The following is an 18,329-nucleotide window of genomic DNA, read 5'->3' on the forward strand; positions in this document are numbered from 1 at the left end:
TTCCGATCCCCCCACCCGCTCCGATCCGCTCACCGCCGAGGCACCCCGACGCGTGCGGCCTCCCCCGCACCCTTCCGCTCCCCCACCCCCTCCCCCCTCCCCACTCCCCGTCCGATCCGACCCCCCACCCCCACCCCTCCGACCTGTTCCGCTTCCGCCGCCGGTGGCCGCACCGGTGGCGCCGCGGCCGGGGACCGTGTACCGGCCGGCGGGCCGTCCCCGGCCGCCATCCCGCCCGACAGCGCGTCGGCTCGCGTCCGCCGTCCCGCCGCAGGGCGGCGAGGTGGTATATCCCGGGAGATGGACCCGCTGAGATCACCGCGCGGTGCGCGGCAGGCGAAGTCCGGTTCCGCGCCCGTTTCCGCGGCGGAGCCGGGCCCGCCGTCCCCCCTGTCCGCGCTGTCCCGGCTGTGGCCGCTGGCGCTGCTCGCCGCCGTGGTGCCCGGACTGGCCCTGGCCGGGGTGCTGCCGCGCTGGCCCGGACTGGTGCATGCGGTGGCCCTGCCGCCCGCCGGTTTCTTCACGGATCTGCGGGTGCTACTGGCCCGGTCGTCCTCGTACCCGGTCTTCCTGGCGCTGCTGGCCCTGGTGCTGGCCATCCGGGTGGCCGTGCTGTGCGTCCTGCTGGGCGGGGTGCGCGGGATCACCCCCCGGCGGGCCGCCTTCGCCCTGCTGTTCCACCTGGCCGCCGGGGTGCCGCTGATGCTGGCCGCGCAGCTCGAATTCATCGCGCAGACGCTGCTCTACGCCCGGCTGTTCTGGACCGCCGTCGCTTTGCTGGCGCTGAGCTGGTTTCTGACCGCCCCGCTGCCCTGGCAGTCCACGACGCGGCTGCGCACCGCCTGGCGCCGCTCCTGGCGGCAGGGGCTGCGCATCTCGGTGCTGCTGCCCTATGCGCTGGTGCTGCTGGCCATCGGCGCGCTGGCCGATGCCCGGCCCGCCCTGGTGCTGTGGCTGGTGCCGGTCTCGGCGCTGGCCACGGCGGTGGCCGTGACGGCGCTGAGCCGGCCGCCGCGCGGGCGTCCGCTGCGCCGGCTGGCCGCCGCGGGATGCGCCTTCGCCGTGCTGGCCACGGTGTTCGTTTCGACCCGCGCCGACCCGGGCCACGGCCCGTCGCCCCCGCCGCGGGCCGGCTCGCTGCTGCTGATGTCCGGCATCGGCTCGCACTCCGGGCGCGGCGCCATCTTCGAGACCGAGGTCGGACGGCTCGGCTACACCTGCGAGCAGACCTACTACTTCTCCTACGCGGGGCCGGGCGAGGGGCAGCCGCAGCGCTCGGCCCGCTGTCCGATCACCACCGGGCGGCCGTACGGCCCGGCCGATACCCAGCGTCCGCTCCAGGAGCAGGTGACGGCCTTTGCGGAGCAGGTGCGGGGGCTGCCGGAGCCGGTGATGGTGATCGCCCACTCGCACGCGGTCTGGGTGGTGTGGCAGGCCCTGGCCGAGGGAGTGGCACCGGGTGTGGACACGCTGGTGCTGGTGGGGCCGTTTCCGGCCAGCCCGCTCGGCTATCCGCCGCCGGGCGAGCGGGGCGAGGGCCGGGTGGCGGGCGATCTGCTGCGCCTGATCGTGCCGCTGGCCGGCATTCTGGACTTCCAGTTCCGGGCGGACGCGCCGGCCGCGCGGCAACTGCTGGCCGACGCGGGGGCCTCGTCGCGGATCATCTCCCGCCCGCTGCCGCCGGGGGTGCGCACGCTGAGCGTCACCTCGGCCACGGATCTGCCGCTGATGCCGGACGGCTGGCGGCTGCCGGTGGACCGCAATGTCTGCCCGCAGCGGGTGGCGCACCCGTATCTGCCGATCCGGCCGGCGTTCTACCACGAGGTCAACCGTTTTCTGGCGGGCCGTCCGCCGCTGCCCTGCCCGCCCTGGCGGGACTGGGGGGCCTACCTCGCCCGCCCCTGGGGCGTCCCGCCCGCCGACAGCTGAACCGGCACCGGGGCACCGGCCGGCGCCGGTGCCGCTGCCGCCGGGAAAGGCCGCGGGCCCGCCGCCGCGGGGATGCGGTGGCGGGCCCGGTGCCGGTGCCGTGTTCCCCGGCCGGTCCGGTCAGTCCTTGATCTCGCAGATCATGGCGCCGGCGGAGAGGGAGGTGCCGACCTCCGCCTTGAGGGCCTTGACGGTGCCCGCCCGGTGGGCGTTGATCGGCTGCTCCATCTTCATGGCCTCCAGGACGATGATCAGATCACCCTCCGCGACCTGCTGTCCCTCCTCGACCGCGACCTTGACGATGGTGCCCTGCATCGGCGAGGCCAGGGTGTCGCCGGTGGCGCCCGAGGCGGCCTTGCGGGCGCCGCGCCGGCGGGCCGGCTTGGCACCGCCCGCCACGGCCGCCCGGGCCAGCGGCATGGCCAGCGTGGCGGGCAGCGAGACCTCCAGCCGCTTGCCGCCCACCTCGACGACCACCACCTCGCGGACGTTGCTCGCTTCCTCCTCCTCGGCGGGCGCGGCCGGAGTGAACGGCGGGATCTCGTTGACGAATTCGGTCTCGATCCACCGGGTGTGGACGGAGAACGGCTGCCCGGCCGCCCCGTTCACCTCCGGTGCGAACGCCGGATCGGTCACCACGGCGCGGTGGAAGGGCAGCGCGGTGGCCATGCCCTCGACCCGGAACTCGTCCAGCGCCCGGGCCGCCCGCTGCAGCGCCTGCTGCCGGTCGGCACCGGTCACGATCAGCTTGGCCAGCAGCGAGTCCCAGGCCGGGCCGATCACCGAGCCGGACTCCACGCCGGAGTCCAGCCGCACACCCGGACCGGACGGCGGCACAAAGGCGGTCACCGTGCCCGGCGCGGGCAGGAAGTTGCGCCCCGGGTCCTCGCCGTTGATGCGGAACTCGAAGGAGTGCCCGCGCCGCGGCGGGTCGTCGTATCCCAGCTCCTCGCCGTCCGCGATCCGGAGCTGCTCGCGCACCAGGTCGATGCCGCTGATCTCCTCGGTCACCGGGTGCTCGACCTGGAGCCGGGTGTTGACCTCCAGGAAGGAGATGGTGCCGTCCTGGCCCACCAGGAACTCGCAGGTGGCCGCGCCCACATAACCGGCCTCCCGCAGGATGGCCTTGGACGCGGTGTACAGGGAGCGGTTCTGCTCCTCGGACAGATACGGGGCCGGGGCCTCCTCCACCAGCTTCTGGTGGCGGCGCTGGAGCGAGCAGTCACGGGTGGAGACGACCACCACATTGCCGTGCCGGTCGGCCAGGCACTGGGTCTCCACATGCCGGGGGCGGTCCAGATAGCGCTCCACGAAGCACTCGCCGCGGCCGAAGGCGGCCACCGCCTCGCGCACCGCGGAGTCGTACAGCTCGGGGACCTCCTCCAGGGTGCGGGCCACCTTCAGACCCCGGCCGCCGCCCCCGAAGGCGGCCTTGATGGCGATCGGCAGGCCGTTCTCGCGGGCGAACTCCACCACTTCGTCCGCGCCCGAGACCGGGTCCTTGGTACCGGCCACCAGGGGGGCACCCGCGCGCTGCGCGATGTGCCGGGCGGCGACCTTGTCACCGAGATCGCGGATCGCCTGCGGCGGCGGGCCGATCCAGATCAGGCCGGCGTCCAGCACGGCCTGGGCGAACTCCGCGTTCTCCGACAGGAAGCCGTAGCCGGGGTGGACGGCGTCCGCCCCGGCGTCCTCGGCGGCCCGGAGAACCTTGCCGATGTCCAGATAGCTGGCGGCCGGGGTGTCACCGCCCAGCGCGAATGCCTCGTCGGCGACCCGGACGTGGACGGCGTCCCGGTCCGGATCGGCGTAGACAGCGACACTCGCGATACCGGCATCCCGGCACGCCCGCGCCACGCGGACGGCGATTTCGCCGCGGTTGGCGATGAGCACCTTGCGCACGATGGCTCCCTCCTCGGAACAAGGCGAGTTTAGGTAGCGGCCACACTTCCCGCCGAGGCGCGCTCGGGGGTGAGCTTGCCCACACGGACAGTGAGCCGAGGCAGTGCGGAACGCCTTCTGGCCTTGCGTTCCAAGGTACGCGCCGGGCCAGAGTTTTCCTTGGAAACCGCCATGTGGCCAAGGTCTCCACATTTCACACCCGTCAGGGGCCGCTCGGCTCTGTAGGTTCCCTACAACGCTGACCAGGATTATTTTTCCCGTGCACCTACCGGCGTGCGCCGCGCCCGGGCGCCGGACAAGGGCGCGGGCAGGGGCGGCGTGCGAGCCCGGCGCGAGCCGGGCCCGATCCGCCGTTTCCGGCGGTGCCGGCCGCGCCCGGCCTCTTGTCGGCGGCGTTACCCGGCAGTAGCGTGCGGCGCGTGAACCGGGGCAGACGAATCACGGCCGCGACCGCGGCAGTTCTGGTGCTGTGCGAGGCGGTGGCCATCGGCACCGCACAGTGGCTGATGGGCCTGGTGGCCCGGGCGCAGCGGATGTCCCTGGCCGGGCTGTCCACGGACACCATCGTCCTGATCACCTGGCTGGGCGGGGCACTGCTCGGCGGGCTGCTGCTGGCCTGTGCCGTGCTGCTGCTGCGCACCGCGGTGCGGGACCGGCTGGGCGGCCGGCCGGTCCGCGCGGTCCTGGCCGGCTCCCTGGTGGCCAACGCGCTGCTGGCGATCGTCGCGGTGGGCATGTTCGGCTGGGCGGCCTTTGCCGCCGCCATGGCGGTGTTCGGGCTGGTGCTGCTGGTGATGACGGCCTATCCGCCGCCGCAGCGCGGCGCGGGGGCGCACCGCCCGGTGCCGGGCCGTCCCGGCGCGGCCCCGGACACCGCGGACAAGCGGCCCGGGGACGGCGGCCGGGCCGGCTCCGCGGGCGGGGCGCCGGACCCCACGGCCGGACCGGCGGGACCGGCGGGACCCGCGCAACCGGGGGCCGCCGGCGAGCCGGTGGCCGTCGTGGTCAGTGCCACAGATCGGTGATCCGCACGCCCAGTCCGGCCAGCAGCCGCCGCAGCAGCGGCAGTGACAGCCCGATCACATTGCCCGGATCGCCGTCCACGGAGTCGATGAACGGCGCGGCCCTGCCGTCCAGGGTGAACGCCCCGGCCACCGCCAGCGGTTCACCGGTGGCCACATAGGCGGCGATCTCCTCGTCGGTGGGTTCGCCGAACCGCACCGTGGTGGAGCCGGTCGCGGAGACCCGGCGGCCGTCGGCGGTGTCGATCACGCAGTGCCCGGTCTCCAGCACGCCGGACCGGCCGCGCATGGCCTTCCAGCGGGCGGTGGCCTCCCCGGCGTCGGCGGGCTTGCCCAGCGCCCGGCCGTCCAGGTCCAGTACCGAGTCGCAGCCCACCACCAGGGCACCGGCCGCCTCCGGGCGGGCCGCCACCGCCTCGGCCTTGGCCTCGGCCAGCAGCCGGGCCAGCTCGCCCGGCACCGGCGCGGTGATCGCGTCCTCGTCCACCCCGCTGACCATCACCTCGGGTGCCAGCCCCGCCTGGCGCAGCAGAGCGAGCCGGGCCGGCGAGCCGGAGGCGAGCACCAGCCTGCGGGACGGAGACGGGGACGGGCCGGAGGACGTGGCGGCAGCGGCGGAGGCTGAGTTCATGGTGAGGAAGGGTAACCGGCTCCGCCCGCACCCGGCACGGCCCTCCCCCCCCGGCCGCCCGGGAAAGGACACGGGCGGATATCCGTCCCCCGGCGAAAGTGCGCTGCTATAACGGTCAGCCGGTCAATGTCCGGCGGCGGGTACGCATAATGCCGCGCGCGACGACGAAGGGAATTGCGCCGTGGTCCTTTCCGGGGAACGCACGATCGTGAACGAGCCGCGCAGCCGGTCCGCCGGGGCGATCGCGGTGGCCTGGCTGACCACCACGGATCATAAGAAGATCGGCACCCTCTATATGGTGAGCGCGTTCGGGTTCTTCGTCATCGGAGGCATCCTCGCGCTTGCCATGCGTGCCGAACTGGCCCGCCCGGGGACCCAGTTGCTCACCAATGAGCAGTACAACCAGGCGTTCACCATGCACGGCACGATCATGATGCTGCTGTTCGCCACCCCGCTGTTCGCGGGTTTCGCCAACGCCATCATGCCGCTGCAAATCGGCTCCCCGGATGTCGCATATCCCCGGCTGAACATGCTGTCGTACTGGTTCTTCCTCTTCGGCGGCCTGATCGCGGTGCTGGGCTTCCTCATCCCGCAGGGACCGGCGGATTTCGGCTGGTTCGCCTACACCCCGCTGAGCCGCCAGGAGCACTCTCCGAGCACCGGCGCCGACCTGTGGGTGATGGGTCTGGCGCTGGGCGGCTTCGGCACCATCCTCGGTGCCGTCAACTTCATCACCACCATCATCTGCATGCGCGCCCCCGGCATGACCATGTTCCGGATGCCGATCTTCACCTGGAACGTACTGCTGACCAGCGTGCTGGTGCTGCTGGCCTTCCCCGTGCTGGCCGCCGCGCTCTTCGGGCTGGCCGCCGACCGCCTCTTCGGTGCCCACATCTTCGATCCGGCCAACGGAGGCGCGCTGCTCTGGCAGCACCTGTTCTGGTTCTTCGGCCACCCGGAGGTCTACATCATCGCCCTGCCGTTCTTCGGCATCATCACCGAGGTCATCCCCGTGTTCAGCCGCAAGCCGATCTTCGGCTACATCGGCCTGGTGGGCGCGACCTTCGCCATCGCCGGTCTGTCGGTCACCGTCTGGGCCCACCACATGTATCCCACCGGGGCGGTGCTGCTGCCCTTCTTCGCCTTCATGACCTTTCTCATCGCGGTGCCGACCGGGGTGAAGTTCTTCAACTGGATCGGCACCATGTGGCGGGGATCGCTCAGCTTCGAAACCCCCATGCTCTGGGCGGCCGGCTTCCTGGTCACCTTTCTCTTCGGCGGCCTGACCGGCGTGATCCTCGCCTCGCCGCCGCTGGACTGGCACATCACGGACACCTATTTCGTGGTCGCCCACTTCCACTACGTCGTCTTCGGCACCGTGGTGTTCGCCATGTTCGCCGGCTTCCACTTCTGGTGGCCCAAGTTCACCGGAAAAATGCTCGACGAGACCCTTGGCAAGATCCATTTCTGGACCCTGTTCACCGGATTCCACCTCACCTTCCTCGTCCAGCACTGGCTCGGCGCCGAGGGCATGCCGCGCCGCTACGCCGACTACCTGGCGGCCGACGGGTTCACCTTTCTGCACACCCTTTCCACCATCGGCGCCTTCCTGCTGGGCCTGTCCACCCTGCCGTTCGTCTACAACGTCTGGAAGACCGCCCGCTACGCCCCTCGCGTGGCGGTGGACGACCCCTGGGGATTCGGCCGCTCCCTGGAGTGGGCCACCTCCTGTCCGCCGCCCCGGCACAACTTCCTCACCCTTCCGCGCATCCGCTCCGAATCCCCCGCCTTCGACCTGCATCACCCGGCGATGGCGACCGGGAATGAGCCGGGCGAGGACCGGCGCGATGTGCTCGATACCGGTGATGTGGCCGCCGCCGGCGGCTCCCGGGGGGAATCGTGAGGGATCTCCGGCAGCGGGCCCGCCTCACCGTGGAACAGCTGGAGGGCTATCTGCGGGCGCGGGCGGAGGTGGGCGCCGCCCGCGGTGACGGCGAGGCCCTGGCCGATCGCATGCCCTGGCTGACCACTGCCCAGCGCGAGGAACTCGTCCGCCTCTACACCGAGGACCGTATCGATCTCACCCGGTCCACCCTTGGCGCCCTCACCCGCCGCTGCCGGGAACTGCGCGCCGAGTACGAGGCACGCTACGCCCGGCTGCGCCGGCTCCTGCTCACCGTGACCGTGGCCGTCCTGCTCGGTGCGCTCGCCCTGACGTCGGCCGCCGCGGCACTGCTGCTGCCCGGCACCGGCTGAACCGGCCCCGGGCATCGCCGCATGCGGACGGCCCGCCGGGGCGCAGGGCCCCGGCGGGCCGTCGTGCTGTGCGGGAGTCCGCCTACCGGGTGCGGTAGGCGTCGATCAGGGTCTGCACGGCGGTGTTGCCCTGCTTGTCGCTGACCGTGGCGCGGAAGGAGACGCTGCCCCCGGCGGGCGGGTTGGTGATCACCACCCTGCCCTTGCGGACCTTGACGGCCTGCCAGCTCTCACCGCGGTCGAAGGAGACCTCCACGGTGAGCGAGCCCAGATTGCCGCCCGCGGCCGAGCCCTGCACGGTCACCGGCACCCTGACCTTCCGGCCGCCCGGTGAGGTGGAGTCCAGCGCCAGTTTCGGGGTGAAGCGCACCCCGCTGGCCGGGAGGCGGACGGCGTCCTCCTCCCCGCCGCCCGCCGCGGCGGCCGAGGTGAAGGTGTACTCCAGCCTCACCTCGGTACTCACCGCGTGGACCCCGGACTCCCTGCGGCTGATGGTGGACACCAGCCGGTACTCGGCCTCCTCCGGGGTGAGGGCGAACTCGGACCAGTCCAGCGGCACGTCCTGCCGCGCCCACTCCTCCCCGTTGCGGTAGAGCACGGTCTCGGCGGAGTCCCACGGGCTCTCGCTGTAGCGTCCGGCTCCGTCCGCGAGCGGCGGGATGGAGGCGAAGAGGTGGTCGTCGTAGCGGAACAGACCGCCGCCGAAATCCCCGGTATCGCCCATGGCGGGCCCGAAGACCCCGGTGTTGAACGTCCGGGTGTAGCGCTTGCCCGCCCGGAAGTCCTCGATCAGGCCATAGGTGAAGACCTCGGCGGCCTCCTCGCCGTACTGGACGAACTCCTGCGCCCACGCGGTGGTCCCGGCCTGCACATAGACCTCGCGGACGGCCGGCAGTCCGTAGGGGACACCGCTGGAGTAGCCCGCGAAGGCGGGGTAGGTGATGACCTCGCCCTGCTTGCCGGCCACCGAGGCCCCCGCCCGGGTGGTGATCCTCGCCGCTTCCTTCCGGGCCAGATGGTCGCGCAGACCGGTGTAGAAGCCGCCCTCCTGGGTGTGGAACATGTGGTACTCCACGGGCGCGTCCGGGCGCCGGAAGCCGGCCGCCGCCGAGGCGCCCGTGTACCAGCCCTCGGACACCGGGCCGACCTGGGCGGTGCGCATGCCCTCCGGCAGTCGGCCGACGGAGATCGCGGTGCCCAGGGAAAGATGCTCGTTCTCCACCAGGTAATCCACCGTCAGACCGGTCAGTACGGCCCGGCGGTCGAAGACCGAGGGGGACATCTCCCCGGCGTCCGCGGAGGAGTACCGCAGCTCGGTGTCCCCGGTGAGCCGGAACGGCGGGGTCACCATCCAGTCGAGGCCGGCCGGCGCCTCGTCGTCCGCCTCGCCGGCCAGGATCACGCCGTCCACCAGATACTCGCCCTCGGGCAGCCGCAGGGACGCGGTGCCGTCCTGCGGCACCACCCACCGGGGTTCGAAGTTCTCCAGGTCGATCAGCATGGCCTCGGCCCGCTCGGCGGGCTCGCCGTCGCGTCCGGTGAAGTGGATGTCCAGATCGAACTTCTCCGCCTCGCGCTCCACCGCGCCGGCCGTGCGGACGGTGTGGCCGTCGCCCTCGGCGGTCAGGAAGAGGCTGTAGCCGCCGTTGACCGCGCCGCCGTGGGTGGTGTCGGCGGTGACCTGGACGGTGGCGGTGCCCCCGGCCGGCACGGTCACCTGCCCGGCGGAGAGGGTGAACATGCCCTCCGGGGCGGGCTCCCCTTCCGGGCCGGTGCCCTCGGCGGTCAGGGCCAGGGTGATGTCGCTGTCCCCGAGGTTGCGGTAGGTCAGGTCCTTGACCACCGGCTGGTCGTCCTCGTGCGGGTAGGGCACCGCCCCGAAGGAGAGCGAACCGGGCTCGGCGATGATCCGCTGCTCCAGCGCCCGGGACACATCCAGCCGTCCGGCGCCCGCCTGGAAGGCCGTGGAGCCCTCCAGGCCCACGGTGGAACCCATCAGCGCGGCCTTGATCTGCTGCCCGGTCCACTCCGGATGCCGCTGGGCCAGCAGGGCGGCGGCCCCGGCCGCGTGCGGGGCGGCCATGGAGGTGCCGGAGATGGCCGCATAGCCGTCGGCCACCGGCCGGCCCTCCTGGGCGACCAGACTGCCGTCGGCCGCCGCCGCGCCGATGTCCACGCCCGGCGCGGTCAGATCCGGCTTGAGGGCGCCGTCCCGGGAGCGGGGTCCGACCGAGGAGAAGGCGGCCGGCTCGTCGGATCCGTCCACGGCGCCCACGGTCAGTGCCGAGTCGGCGGTGCCGGGGGAGCCGACGCTTCCGCTCCGGGGGCCGTCGTTGCCGGCCGCGATCACGAACAGCACACCGCTGTCCTCGGTGATCCGCTCGACCGCCTCCTCCAGCGGGTCGGTCTCCGGGGCGGCGGGTCCGCCCAGGCTCATGTTGATGATGTCGGCGCCCTGTGCGGCGGCCCACTCCATGCCCTCGATGATCTGCGAGTCGAAGCCGAAGCCGTAGTCGTCCAGCACCTTGCCGTTGAGCAGGGCGGCGCCGGGGGCGACGCCCCGGTAGGTGCCGCCGGAGCGGGCGCCGGTGCCGGCCGCGATGGACGCCACATGGGTGCCATGGCCGTCCAGGTCGTCGGTGGTGGGGGATTCGGAGAAGTTGGCCTCGGCCACCACCTTCCCCTCGAAGTCGCCGTGCCCGGTGTCGATGCCGGTGTCCAGCACGGCGATGGTGGTCCCGGTCCCGTCGAAGCCGGCCGCCCAGGCGTCCGGGGCGCCGATCTGCCCGGTGCTGGTGTCCAGCGACGCCTGCTGGAGGCCGTCCAGGCTGATGCCGGCCACGCCGGGCGCCGCCTCGGTGGCCGGCCCGTCACCGCCTCCGGCGGCGGCGCGGGCGGTGCCGGCGCCGTCCGCGGCGGGCTCGGTGAGCGCCTCCCAGGCGCCGGCCGTGCCGTCCTCGTCCACCAGCAGGGCCTCGCCGTCGATGGTCTCCAGCTCGGCCCGGACCTCGGGTCCGGCCTGCCGGTGGAGTTCGGCGCGGGTCGCGTCGGCGTCCTGCTCCCAGGTGACGATCAGCGGCACGCCGCCGGTCTCCCGGTACTGCTCGCGGCTCAGTTCGGTGACATTGAACAGCCGCCGGTCCAGAGTGCCTTCGGCGAGCATCGGCACCACGTCCAGCGGCAGCACATGGACTCCGTCCCCGGTCTCCAGGACCCGGACGGGGACATCCTCCCGTCCCGGGGCCCGCAGCAGACCGATGACCCGGCCCTGCCCGTCGAGCCGCACCCGGTCGCCGGTGACAAGGGTGATCTGCTGGGCCGCGGGGCGGGCCGCCGGGCCGCCCGCCCGGTCCGTGTCCTGCTGGAGCGCCTCCCCCCGGGGCGAGGCGGCCGCGGAGGTGATGCCCGCGGTGAGCGCCAGTGCGGTGACGATCGCGACGGCGGCGCCGCTCGCCGGTTTCCGTTGATTGTGCAAGGTACCCCCTGGTGAGTGTGTGGTTCACCGAGGCCGGGGACCCCCACAAGCCGTTCCCCGCCCGCCGCTCAACATACGGAGTAAGCAGCCGCGCCGGGACCGGAGCCGGAGCCTCCGCCGGCCCGGGCGGACGGTCTTGAACGTTGTGCGAACAACCACCCCGCGGGGTTTGCGCGTCGGCGCACGCCGGGCGGCCCGCCCCGGTACCGGACCGGGGCGGGCCGCCCTGTTGTGGATGAGCTGTGTGGTGTGTGCAACTTCCGTGTCAGCGCGTCAGATACGCGTCGATCAGGGTCTGTACCGAGGTGTTGCCCTGCTTGTCGGTGATCGTGGCCCGGAGGGAGACGCTGCCTCCGGCGGGCGGGTTGGTGACGGTCACCTTCCCCCCGCGGACCTTGACGGGGCGCCAGCTCTCACCGCGGTCGGAGGAGACCTCCACCGTGAGCGAGCCCAGATTGCCGCCCGCCGCCGCACCCTCCACGCGCAGCGGCACCCTGACCTTCCGGCCGCCCGGCGAGGTGGAGTCCAGCGCCAGCCAGGGGGTGAAGCGGACCGCGCTGACCGGGATCCGGACCTCCTCCTCCGCATGGGCGGAGGTGAAGGTGTAGTCCAGCACCACCTCGGTGCTCACCGCGGCCACGCCCGTCTCCGCCCGGCCGGTGGTGTGCACCAGCCGGTACTCGGCCTCGTCCGCCGGCACCTCGAACTCCGTCCACATCAGCGGCAGGGATTCGGTGTCCCACACCTCGCCGTCGCGGTAGAGCACGGTCTGCGCCCAGTCCCACTCGCTGGAGCTGAGCCGGCCGGTGCCGTCCGCGAAAGTCGGGATGAGGACGGAGAGGGTGTCGCCGGAGCGGAAGACACCCATCCGGCCCTGCTCGCGGTGCAGCGTCGGCCCCATCACCCCCGTGTTGAAGGTGCGGGTGTACCTGCGGCCCGCCCGGAAGGTCGCCGGCTCGGCGGAGGAGATCACATCCAGGAAGTCCTCCTGGAACTGGAGATACGACTGGGACCATGTGGTTCCGCCGGCCCGCAGCCAGACATCGGAGACATACGGCAGCGGCCGTATCGGGCCGGCCACCAGACCGCCCGACGCCACCGGTGAGGTGAACACCACGCCTTCCTTGCCCTCGACACTGGAGCCGACGCGGGTGGTGACCTTCGCCAGCTCCCGCTTGCCGGTGTGCTGCTCCAGACCGGTGTAGAAGCCGTCGTCCTTGGCGTGGTAGTCGATGTACTCCCGGCCGGCCTCCGGCAGGCCCCAGTGGGCGCTGACCCCGGAGGTCAGCGACCAGCCCGGCGGGGCGTCCCCGAGCTGGGCGGTGCGCACCCCCTCGGGCAGCGCGCCGAGGAAGTGGCTGCCCTCGACGGGAAGGGCGGCGCCGGAGTCGTCGGCCAGCTGGTAGTACACGGACAGATCGGCGGCTCCCAGCCGGGAATCCGGCATGGTCAGCACCATGTCCCGGGCCTGCCCGGCGGCGGACTCCAGGGTGATGTCCTCCTCCAGGACCAGCGACGGCCGCACCAGCAGATCGGTGCCCAGCGGGGCGGGCTCCGCGGGGTCGCCGTGGTGGATCAGCGTCTCCACCGCGTAGTCACCGGTCGGCAGCCGCAGGGTGGCATCGCCGTCCGGCTCGCCCAGGAGGCTGTACACCTCGCCGGTGGCGAGCTCGGTGACGGTGGCCTGCCACCAGTCGGCGGGCTCGCCGTCCCGGCCGGTGGCCGCGATGGTCAGATCGGCCTTCTCCGGCTCCCTGTGCACCGCGCCGGCGGTGCGCACCCGCTGGCCGTCCCCCTCGGCGGTGACGAACACGCTGTAGGCGCCGTGCAGCTCGCCGCCGGGGGTGGTGTCGGCGGTGACCCGGACGGTGGCGGTGTCCCCGGCCGGCACGGTCACCTGCTCGGCGGAGAGGGTGAACATGCCCTCCGGGGCGGGCCCGCCGAGCGGCCCGATGCCGTCGGCCGACAGCTCCAGGGTGACGTCGGTGTCCCCGGTGTTGGTGTAGGTCAGCTCGCGCACCACCGGATCGGCGGTGTCATGGGGATACTCGACCCGGCCGAAGTACAGCGAGGCCGGACCGGCCGTCACCCGCTGCTCCATGGCCCGGGCCAGATCCAGCCGGCCGGCTCCCGCCTCGAACACGGAGTAGCCCGCCAGGGGCAGCGCGGAGCCCAGCAGCGCGGACTTGAGCCGCTCGTCGTTCCAGTCCGGGTGCGCCTGGGCCAGCACCGCCGCCGCCCCGGCCACATGCGGGGCCGCCATGGAGGTGCCGGAGGCGGTCACATAGCCGTCCGCGACGATCTCGCCGCCCGCCTCCACGGCGCTGCCCGGTACCGTCGCGGCGGCGATGTCCACCCCGGGCGCGGTGATGTCCGGCTTGGGCGCGCCGTCGATCCGGCGCGGGCCCAGCGAGGAGAAGCCGGCCAGCCGGTCGTCGCGGTCCACGGCGCCCACGGTCAGCGCGCCGTCGGAGGTCGCCGGGGTGCGCAGCGAACCGGGTCCCTCGAAGCCCTCGTTGCCGGCCGCCACCACGAACAGCGCGTCGGTCTCGGCGGTGATCCGGTCCATCGCCTCGCCCAGCGGGTCGGCGCCCTCCACCCAGGGCCAGCCCAGGCTCATGTTGACGATGTCGGCGCCCTGCGCGACCGCCCACTCCATGCCCTCGATCACCTGGGACTCGAAGCCGTCGCCGACGTCGTCGAGCACCTTGGCGTTGAGCAGGGCGGCGCCGGGGGCGACGCCTTGGTGGGTGCCGCCGGAGCGGGCGCCGGTGCCGGCCGCGATGGATGCCACATGGGTGCCGTGGCCGAACACGTCGCCCGGGTCGCCGCCGCCGGTGAAGTCGGCCTCGGCGAGCACCTTGCCGGCGAAGTCGCCGTGCCCGGTGTCGATGCCGGTGTCCAGCACGGCGATGGTGACGCCGGTGCCGTCGAGCCCCGCCTGCCAGGCGGCGGGTGCGCCGATCTGGCCGGTGCTGTGGTCCAGCAGTGCCCGCTGGAGGCCGTCCAGGGCGATGGATTCGATGCCGGGCGCGGTGTCCCCGCCGGCCGGGTCGGTCAGCGCCTGCCAGGCGTCGGCGGCCTCGTCGTCGTCCACCAGCAGGGCCTCGCCGTCCAGGCTCTCCAGCTCGGCCCGGACCTCGGGCTCGGCCTCCCGGTGCAGCTCCTGCCGGGTGCGGCCGGCCCCGGCCGGTCCGGCGCCGTCGGAGTAGCTGACGATCAGCGGCACTCCGCCGGTGGCGGTGTACTCCTCCCGGCTCAGCGCGGTGACATTGAAAAGCCGCTGGTCGAGCTTGCCCGACTCGATGAGGGGCAGCGCGTCCAGCGGCAGGACGTGGATGTCTCCGGCGGCATTGGCGGGCAGGACCCGGACGGGTATGTGTTCCCGTCCCTCGGCCCGCAGCAGCCCGGTGACCCGGCCGTCGGGACCGAGGACGACCCGGTCGCCGGTGATCAGCGGGACCACCGTGCCGGCCGCGGCGGCGGCCGGGCCGGCCGTGGCGGCCGGGTCACCGGGGCCGGCCGCGCCGGGTGCGGCGCTCGCGGGCGTGGTCGCGGCGGTCAGGGTTAAGGCGGCGGACGCGGCCAGCACGGCCGCGCCCGCTCGGATTCCGGTTCTTACTCCCGTGCTGGGCAAGACACCCCCAGGTGGCTTGGTGCATGTGACGGACGCGCACCAGCGCAGGGAGCCTCACCGCCCCCCGCTCGGTGTGCAACAGGCTTCAAAATACACACGGTTGGGGCGGTGGTGTCGAGAGCGGCGGGGGATTCGGGCGGGCCTTCAGCCGCCGGACGGCCGCAGCAGCACGGCGGCCAGCACCATGGCCACGGCGATCACCCAGCCGGCCCGGCGCAGCATGGCCCCCGCCGCCCGCTGCTCCGGCGACCCGCCGGCGGCGCCTTCGCCGTCCCTGCCCAGATCCGACCACAGCATGTTCCCGATGCTGCCGGAGGGAACTCGGCGCGCGCCTGAGTACTCCTACTCACTTTCGCCGGTCGGCGCGGGCGGTGGAGGGCGGGCGCCGCGGGGCTCACGCGGGCCAGTAGCTGGTGCGCCAGGCGTCCGGGCCGGGCGAGGGGGCCCGGCCGGGCACGGTGCGCGCCGGATCGCACCAGACCGGCGGGCGCTCCGTGCCCGGCTCGCCGGGGGCCGCGGCCACCGCGGCCATCCGGGCCTGCATCACGGCCATGGCCGCGGCCAGCTCCTCCGGGGTGGGATTGCCGCGCACCACCCGGACCACGGCCGGGTCCGTCGTCCGCTCGCCGGTTGCGGTCGAACCGCTCATCACAGGGCCTCCGTGTCCGTGTCCGTGCTCGTTCCACCGTGTTCCGCCGCCGCCGGGCCGCGCCCGGGTCACAGGGGGATGTTGCCGTGCTTCCTGGGCGGCAACTGCTCCCGCTTGGTGCGCAGCGCGCGCAGGCCGCGCACCACCGCCCGGCGGGTCTCGTGCGGCATGATCACCGCGTCCACATACCCGCGTTCCGCCGCCACATACGGGTTCAGCAGGGTGTCCTCGTACTCCTGGGTCAGCCCGGCGCGCAGCGTCTCGCGCTCCGCGGGCTCCGCGACCTCGGCCAGCCTGCGGCGGTGCAGGATGTTCACCGCGCCCTGCGCGCCCATCACCGCCACCTGCGCGGTCGGCCAGGCCAGATTGAGGTCCGCGCCCAGATGCTTGGACCCCATCACGTCGTACGCCCCGCCGAACGCCTTGCGGGTGATCACCGTGATCAGCGGGACGGTGGCCTCGGCGTAGGCGTAGATCAGCTTGGCGCCGCGGCGGATGATGCCGCCGTACTCCTGGTCGGTGCCGGGCAGGAAGCCGGGCACGTCCACAAAGGTCAGCACCGGGACGTTGAAGGCGTCGCAGGTGCGGACGAAGCGGGCGGCCTTCTCCGAGGCGTCGATGTCCAGGCAGCCGGCGAACTGCATCGGCTGGTTGGCCACCACGCCCACCGGGTGGCCCTCGATCCGCCCGAAGCCGGTGATCATATTGGGCGCGAAGAGCTGCTGGGTCTCCAGGAACTCCGCGTCGTCCAGCACATGCTCGACGGCCCGGCGCATGTCGTAGGGCTGGTTGGCGGAGTCCGGGATGAGCGTGTCCAGTTCACGGTCGGTACCGGAGATCTCCAGGCTCGCCTCCTCCGGGAAGGACGGCGGCTCGGAGAGGTTGTTGGACGGCAGATAGGACAGCAGGGCGCGCACGTAGTCGATGGCGTCCTTCTCGTCCCCGGCCATGTAGTGGGCCACGCCCGAGGTGGTGTTGTGGGTGCGGGCGCCGCCCAGTTCCTCGAAGCCGACGTCCTCCCCGGTGACCGTCTTGATCACATCGGGGCCGGTGATGAACATGTGCGAGGTCTTGTCGACCATCACGGTGAAGTCGGTGATCGCCGGGGAGTAGACCGCGCCGCCCGCGCACGGGCCCATGATCAGCGAGATCTGCGGCACCACGCCGGAGGCGTGCACATTGCGGCGGAAGATCTCGGCGAACAGGCCGAGCGCCACCACGCCCTCCTGGATGCGGGCCCCGCCGCCGTCGTTGATGCCGATGACCGGACAGCCGGTCTTCATGGCGAAGTCCATGACCTTGACGATCTTCTCGCCGTAGACCTCGCCCAGCGAGCCGCCGAAGACCGTGAAGTCCTGGGAGTAGACGCAGACCGGACGGCCGTCCACGGTGCCGTAGCCGGTGACCACGCCGTCGCCGTAGGGACGGTTGCGCTCGATGCCGAAGTTGGTGGAGCGATGCCGGGCGAACTCGTCCAGTTCGGTGAAGGAGCCCTCGTCCAGCAGCAGGGCCACCCGCTCCCGCGCGGTCAGCTTGCCCTTGGCGTGCTGCTTCTCCACGGCACGGGACGAGCCGGCGTTGATCGCCTCGTCCACCCGGCGCTCATAGTCGGCGAGCCTGCCCGCGGTGGAATGAAGGTCGGGCTGGAACTCCTGCTCGGACACGGGCTGCGGCTCCTCGTCCTCGGGGGCTACTGATCCGTAGATTGCTCCGTAGAGTAGCCCCGACCGGCACCCTGCACAGTGCGGCGTTGGCCACACTCCGTGGCGGCGGGCTTCTACGCTGGCCCCATGACTCCTCCCCCTTCCGGCCCCTATGACCCCACCGGACCCTCGGGACCCTGGTCCGATCTCGAACGCCCGCCGCTGAACGCCGCGGCCCTGCGCCGGGCCCTGGTCACCGAGGACGGCCTGTGGACCCGGCTGGAGGTGGCCGGGATCACCGGCTCCACCAACGCCGATCTGCGCGAGCGGGCCCGGGAGGGCCACGCCGCGGCCGGCTCGGTGCTGATCGCCGAGGAGCAGACGCAGGGACGCGGCCGGCTGGGCCGGACCTGGAGCGCCCCGGCGCGCTCCGGACTGTTCTGCTCGGTGCTGCTGACCCCCGGCCCGGCCGTGCCCGGGACGCGCTGGGGCTGGCTGCCGCTGCTCGCCGGGGTGGCGGTGGCGGACGGCGTGGCCCGGGTGGCGGGCGTGCGCCCCGCCCTGAAGTGGCCCAACGACCTGCTGGTGACGGTGGACGGCGCGGAACGCAAACTGGGCGGCATCCTGGCCGAGCGGACCGCCCTGGCGGACGGCACGGCCGCCGTGGTGCTGGGCATGGGGATCAATGTCTCGCTGCGCGCCGCCGAACTGCCGGTGCCGGAGGCCGGCTCGCTGCTGCTGGCCGGGGCCCCGGTGACCGACCGGGACCCGCTGCTGCGGGCGGTGCTGCGCTCGCTGGCCGACTGGTACGGGCGCTGGCGGACGGAGGCCGGCGACCCGGCCGCCTCCGGCCTGCTGGAGGCGTATACGGCCGGGTGCGCCACCCTGGGCCGCCGGGTGCGGGCGCTGCTGCCGGGCGGCGAGGAACTGCGCGGCGAGGCGGTGGCGCTGGACGGCGACGGGCGGCTGGTGATCGCCGCCGCCGGGGGCGGACGGCAGCCGGTCGCCGCGGCCGACATCGTCCATCTCCGCCCGGACGGCGGCTGACCGGCCGCGCCCGGGCGCCGGCGGGTGATCACCGGCGGGTGATCACCGGCGGAGAATGAGCTGTGCGCGCTTGTGCCGCGGCCCGGTGGGGCAGGCTCTCCCCGGCGTCTCCCGGCGGGCGTTCCCGCACGTGGCGGC

At 73.3% G+C, this 18,329-nt stretch carries 12 protein-coding genes; 5 read left to right on the forward strand and 7 right to left on the reverse strand.

What is annotated here, in order from left to right; genetic code table 11:
- Nucleotides 1-300 precede the first annotated feature (300 nt).
- Entirely contained in the window at nucleotides 301-1,929 is a 1,629-nt protein-coding gene (locus BM242_RS01670; RefSeq protein ID WP_217652346.1) for a hypothetical protein, read from the forward strand.
- Nucleotides 1,930-2,049: 120 nt separating this feature from the next.
- Here the strand turns inward: BM242_RS01670 and BM242_RS01675 are convergent, their stop codons facing one another.
- The gene (locus tag BM242_RS01675) at nucleotides 2,050-3,831 is read right to left on the reverse strand and encodes an acetyl/propionyl/methylcrotonyl-CoA carboxylase subunit alpha (RefSeq protein WP_093836771.1); all 1,782 of its coding nucleotides are present in this window, start codon (nucleotides 3,829-3,831) and stop codon (nucleotides 2,050-2,052) included.
- Nucleotides 3,832-4,250: 419 nt separating this feature from the next.
- Here BM242_RS01675 and BM242_RS01680 point away from each other — a divergent pair, with 419 nt between their 5' ends.
- Nucleotides 4,251-4,856: a hypothetical protein gene (locus BM242_RS01680; RefSeq protein ID WP_139238237.1), complete on the forward strand. Its 606-nt coding sequence runs from the start codon at nucleotides 4,251-4,253 to the stop codon at nucleotides 4,854-4,856.
- Here the strand turns inward: BM242_RS01680 and BM242_RS01685 are convergent.
- Entirely contained in the window at nucleotides 4,837-5,484 is a 648-nt protein-coding gene (locus BM242_RS01685; RefSeq protein ID WP_093836773.1) for a nucleoside triphosphate pyrophosphatase, read from the reverse strand. The two genes, BM242_RS01680 and BM242_RS01685, sit on opposite strands and share 20 nt — an antisense overlap.
- Before the next feature lie 205 nt (nucleotides 5,485-5,689).
- Here BM242_RS01685 and ctaD point away from each other — a divergent pair, with 205 nt between their 5' ends.
- Both ctaD and BM242_RS01695 read left to right on the forward strand, forming a co-directional pair.
- Nucleotides 5,690-7,387: an aa3-type cytochrome oxidase subunit I gene (ctaD, locus tag BM242_RS01690; protein WP_245833807.1), complete on the forward strand. Its 1,698-nt coding sequence runs from the start codon at nucleotides 5,690-5,692 to the stop codon at nucleotides 7,385-7,387.
- Nucleotides 7,384-7,740: a hypothetical protein gene (locus BM242_RS01695; RefSeq protein WP_245833736.1), complete on the forward strand. Its 357-nt coding sequence runs from the start codon at nucleotides 7,384-7,386 to the stop codon at nucleotides 7,738-7,740. Before ctaD ends, BM242_RS01695 begins: the two co-directional genes overlap by 4 nt.
- A gap of 82 nt (nucleotides 7,741-7,822) precedes the next feature.
- Here the strand turns inward: BM242_RS01695 and BM242_RS01700 are convergent, their stop codons facing one another.
- The 5 genes from BM242_RS01700 to BM242_RS01715 form a co-directional block, all read right to left on the reverse strand.
- Entirely contained in the window at nucleotides 7,823-11,215 is a 3,393-nt protein-coding gene (locus BM242_RS01700) for a S8 family peptidase (protein ID WP_093836776.1), read from the reverse strand.
- Nucleotides 11,216-11,480: 265 nt separating this feature from the next.
- Nucleotides 11,481-14,807, reverse strand: coding sequence for a S8 family peptidase (locus tag BM242_RS01705; RefSeq protein ID WP_245833737.1), 3,327 nt, complete (start codon nucleotides 14,805-14,807; stop codon nucleotides 11,481-11,483).
- A gap of 189 nt (nucleotides 14,808-14,996) precedes the next feature.
- The gene (gene mmpB / locus BM242_RS29105; RefSeq protein ID WP_175541205.1) at nucleotides 14,997-15,149 is read right to left on the reverse strand and encodes a morphogenic membrane protein MmpB; all 153 of its coding nucleotides are present in this window, start codon (nucleotides 15,147-15,149) and stop codon (nucleotides 14,997-14,999) included.
- 97 nt (nucleotides 15,150-15,246) lie between these two features.
- The gene (locus BM242_RS01710; RefSeq protein WP_093837281.1) at nucleotides 15,247-15,456 is read right to left on the reverse strand and encodes an acyl-CoA carboxylase subunit epsilon; all 210 of its coding nucleotides are present in this window, start codon (nucleotides 15,454-15,456) and stop codon (nucleotides 15,247-15,249) included.
- A gap of 113 nt (nucleotides 15,457-15,569) precedes the next feature.
- On the reverse strand, nucleotides 15,570-17,165 hold the full coding sequence (locus tag BM242_RS01715; protein WP_093836778.1) for an acyl-CoA carboxylase subunit beta: 1,596 nt from the start codon (nucleotides 17,163-17,165) through the stop codon (nucleotides 15,570-15,572).
- 126 nt (nucleotides 17,166-17,291) lie between these two features.
- On the opposite strand from BM242_RS01715, the gene BM242_RS01720 reads away from it, so the two are divergent.
- Nucleotides 17,292-18,191 (forward strand): biotin--[acetyl-CoA-carboxylase] ligase, encoded by a 900-nt coding sequence (locus tag BM242_RS01720; RefSeq protein WP_093836779.1) that lies wholly within the window; start codon nucleotides 17,292-17,294, stop codon nucleotides 18,189-18,191.
- Nucleotides 18,192-18,329 lie beyond the last annotated feature (138 nt).

It is taken from the genome of Streptomyces aidingensis (assembly GCF_900112355.1).
In the GTDB taxonomy this organism is placed as follows: domain Bacteria; phylum Actinomycetota; class Actinomycetes; order Streptomycetales; family Streptomycetaceae; genus Streptomyces; species Streptomyces aidingensis.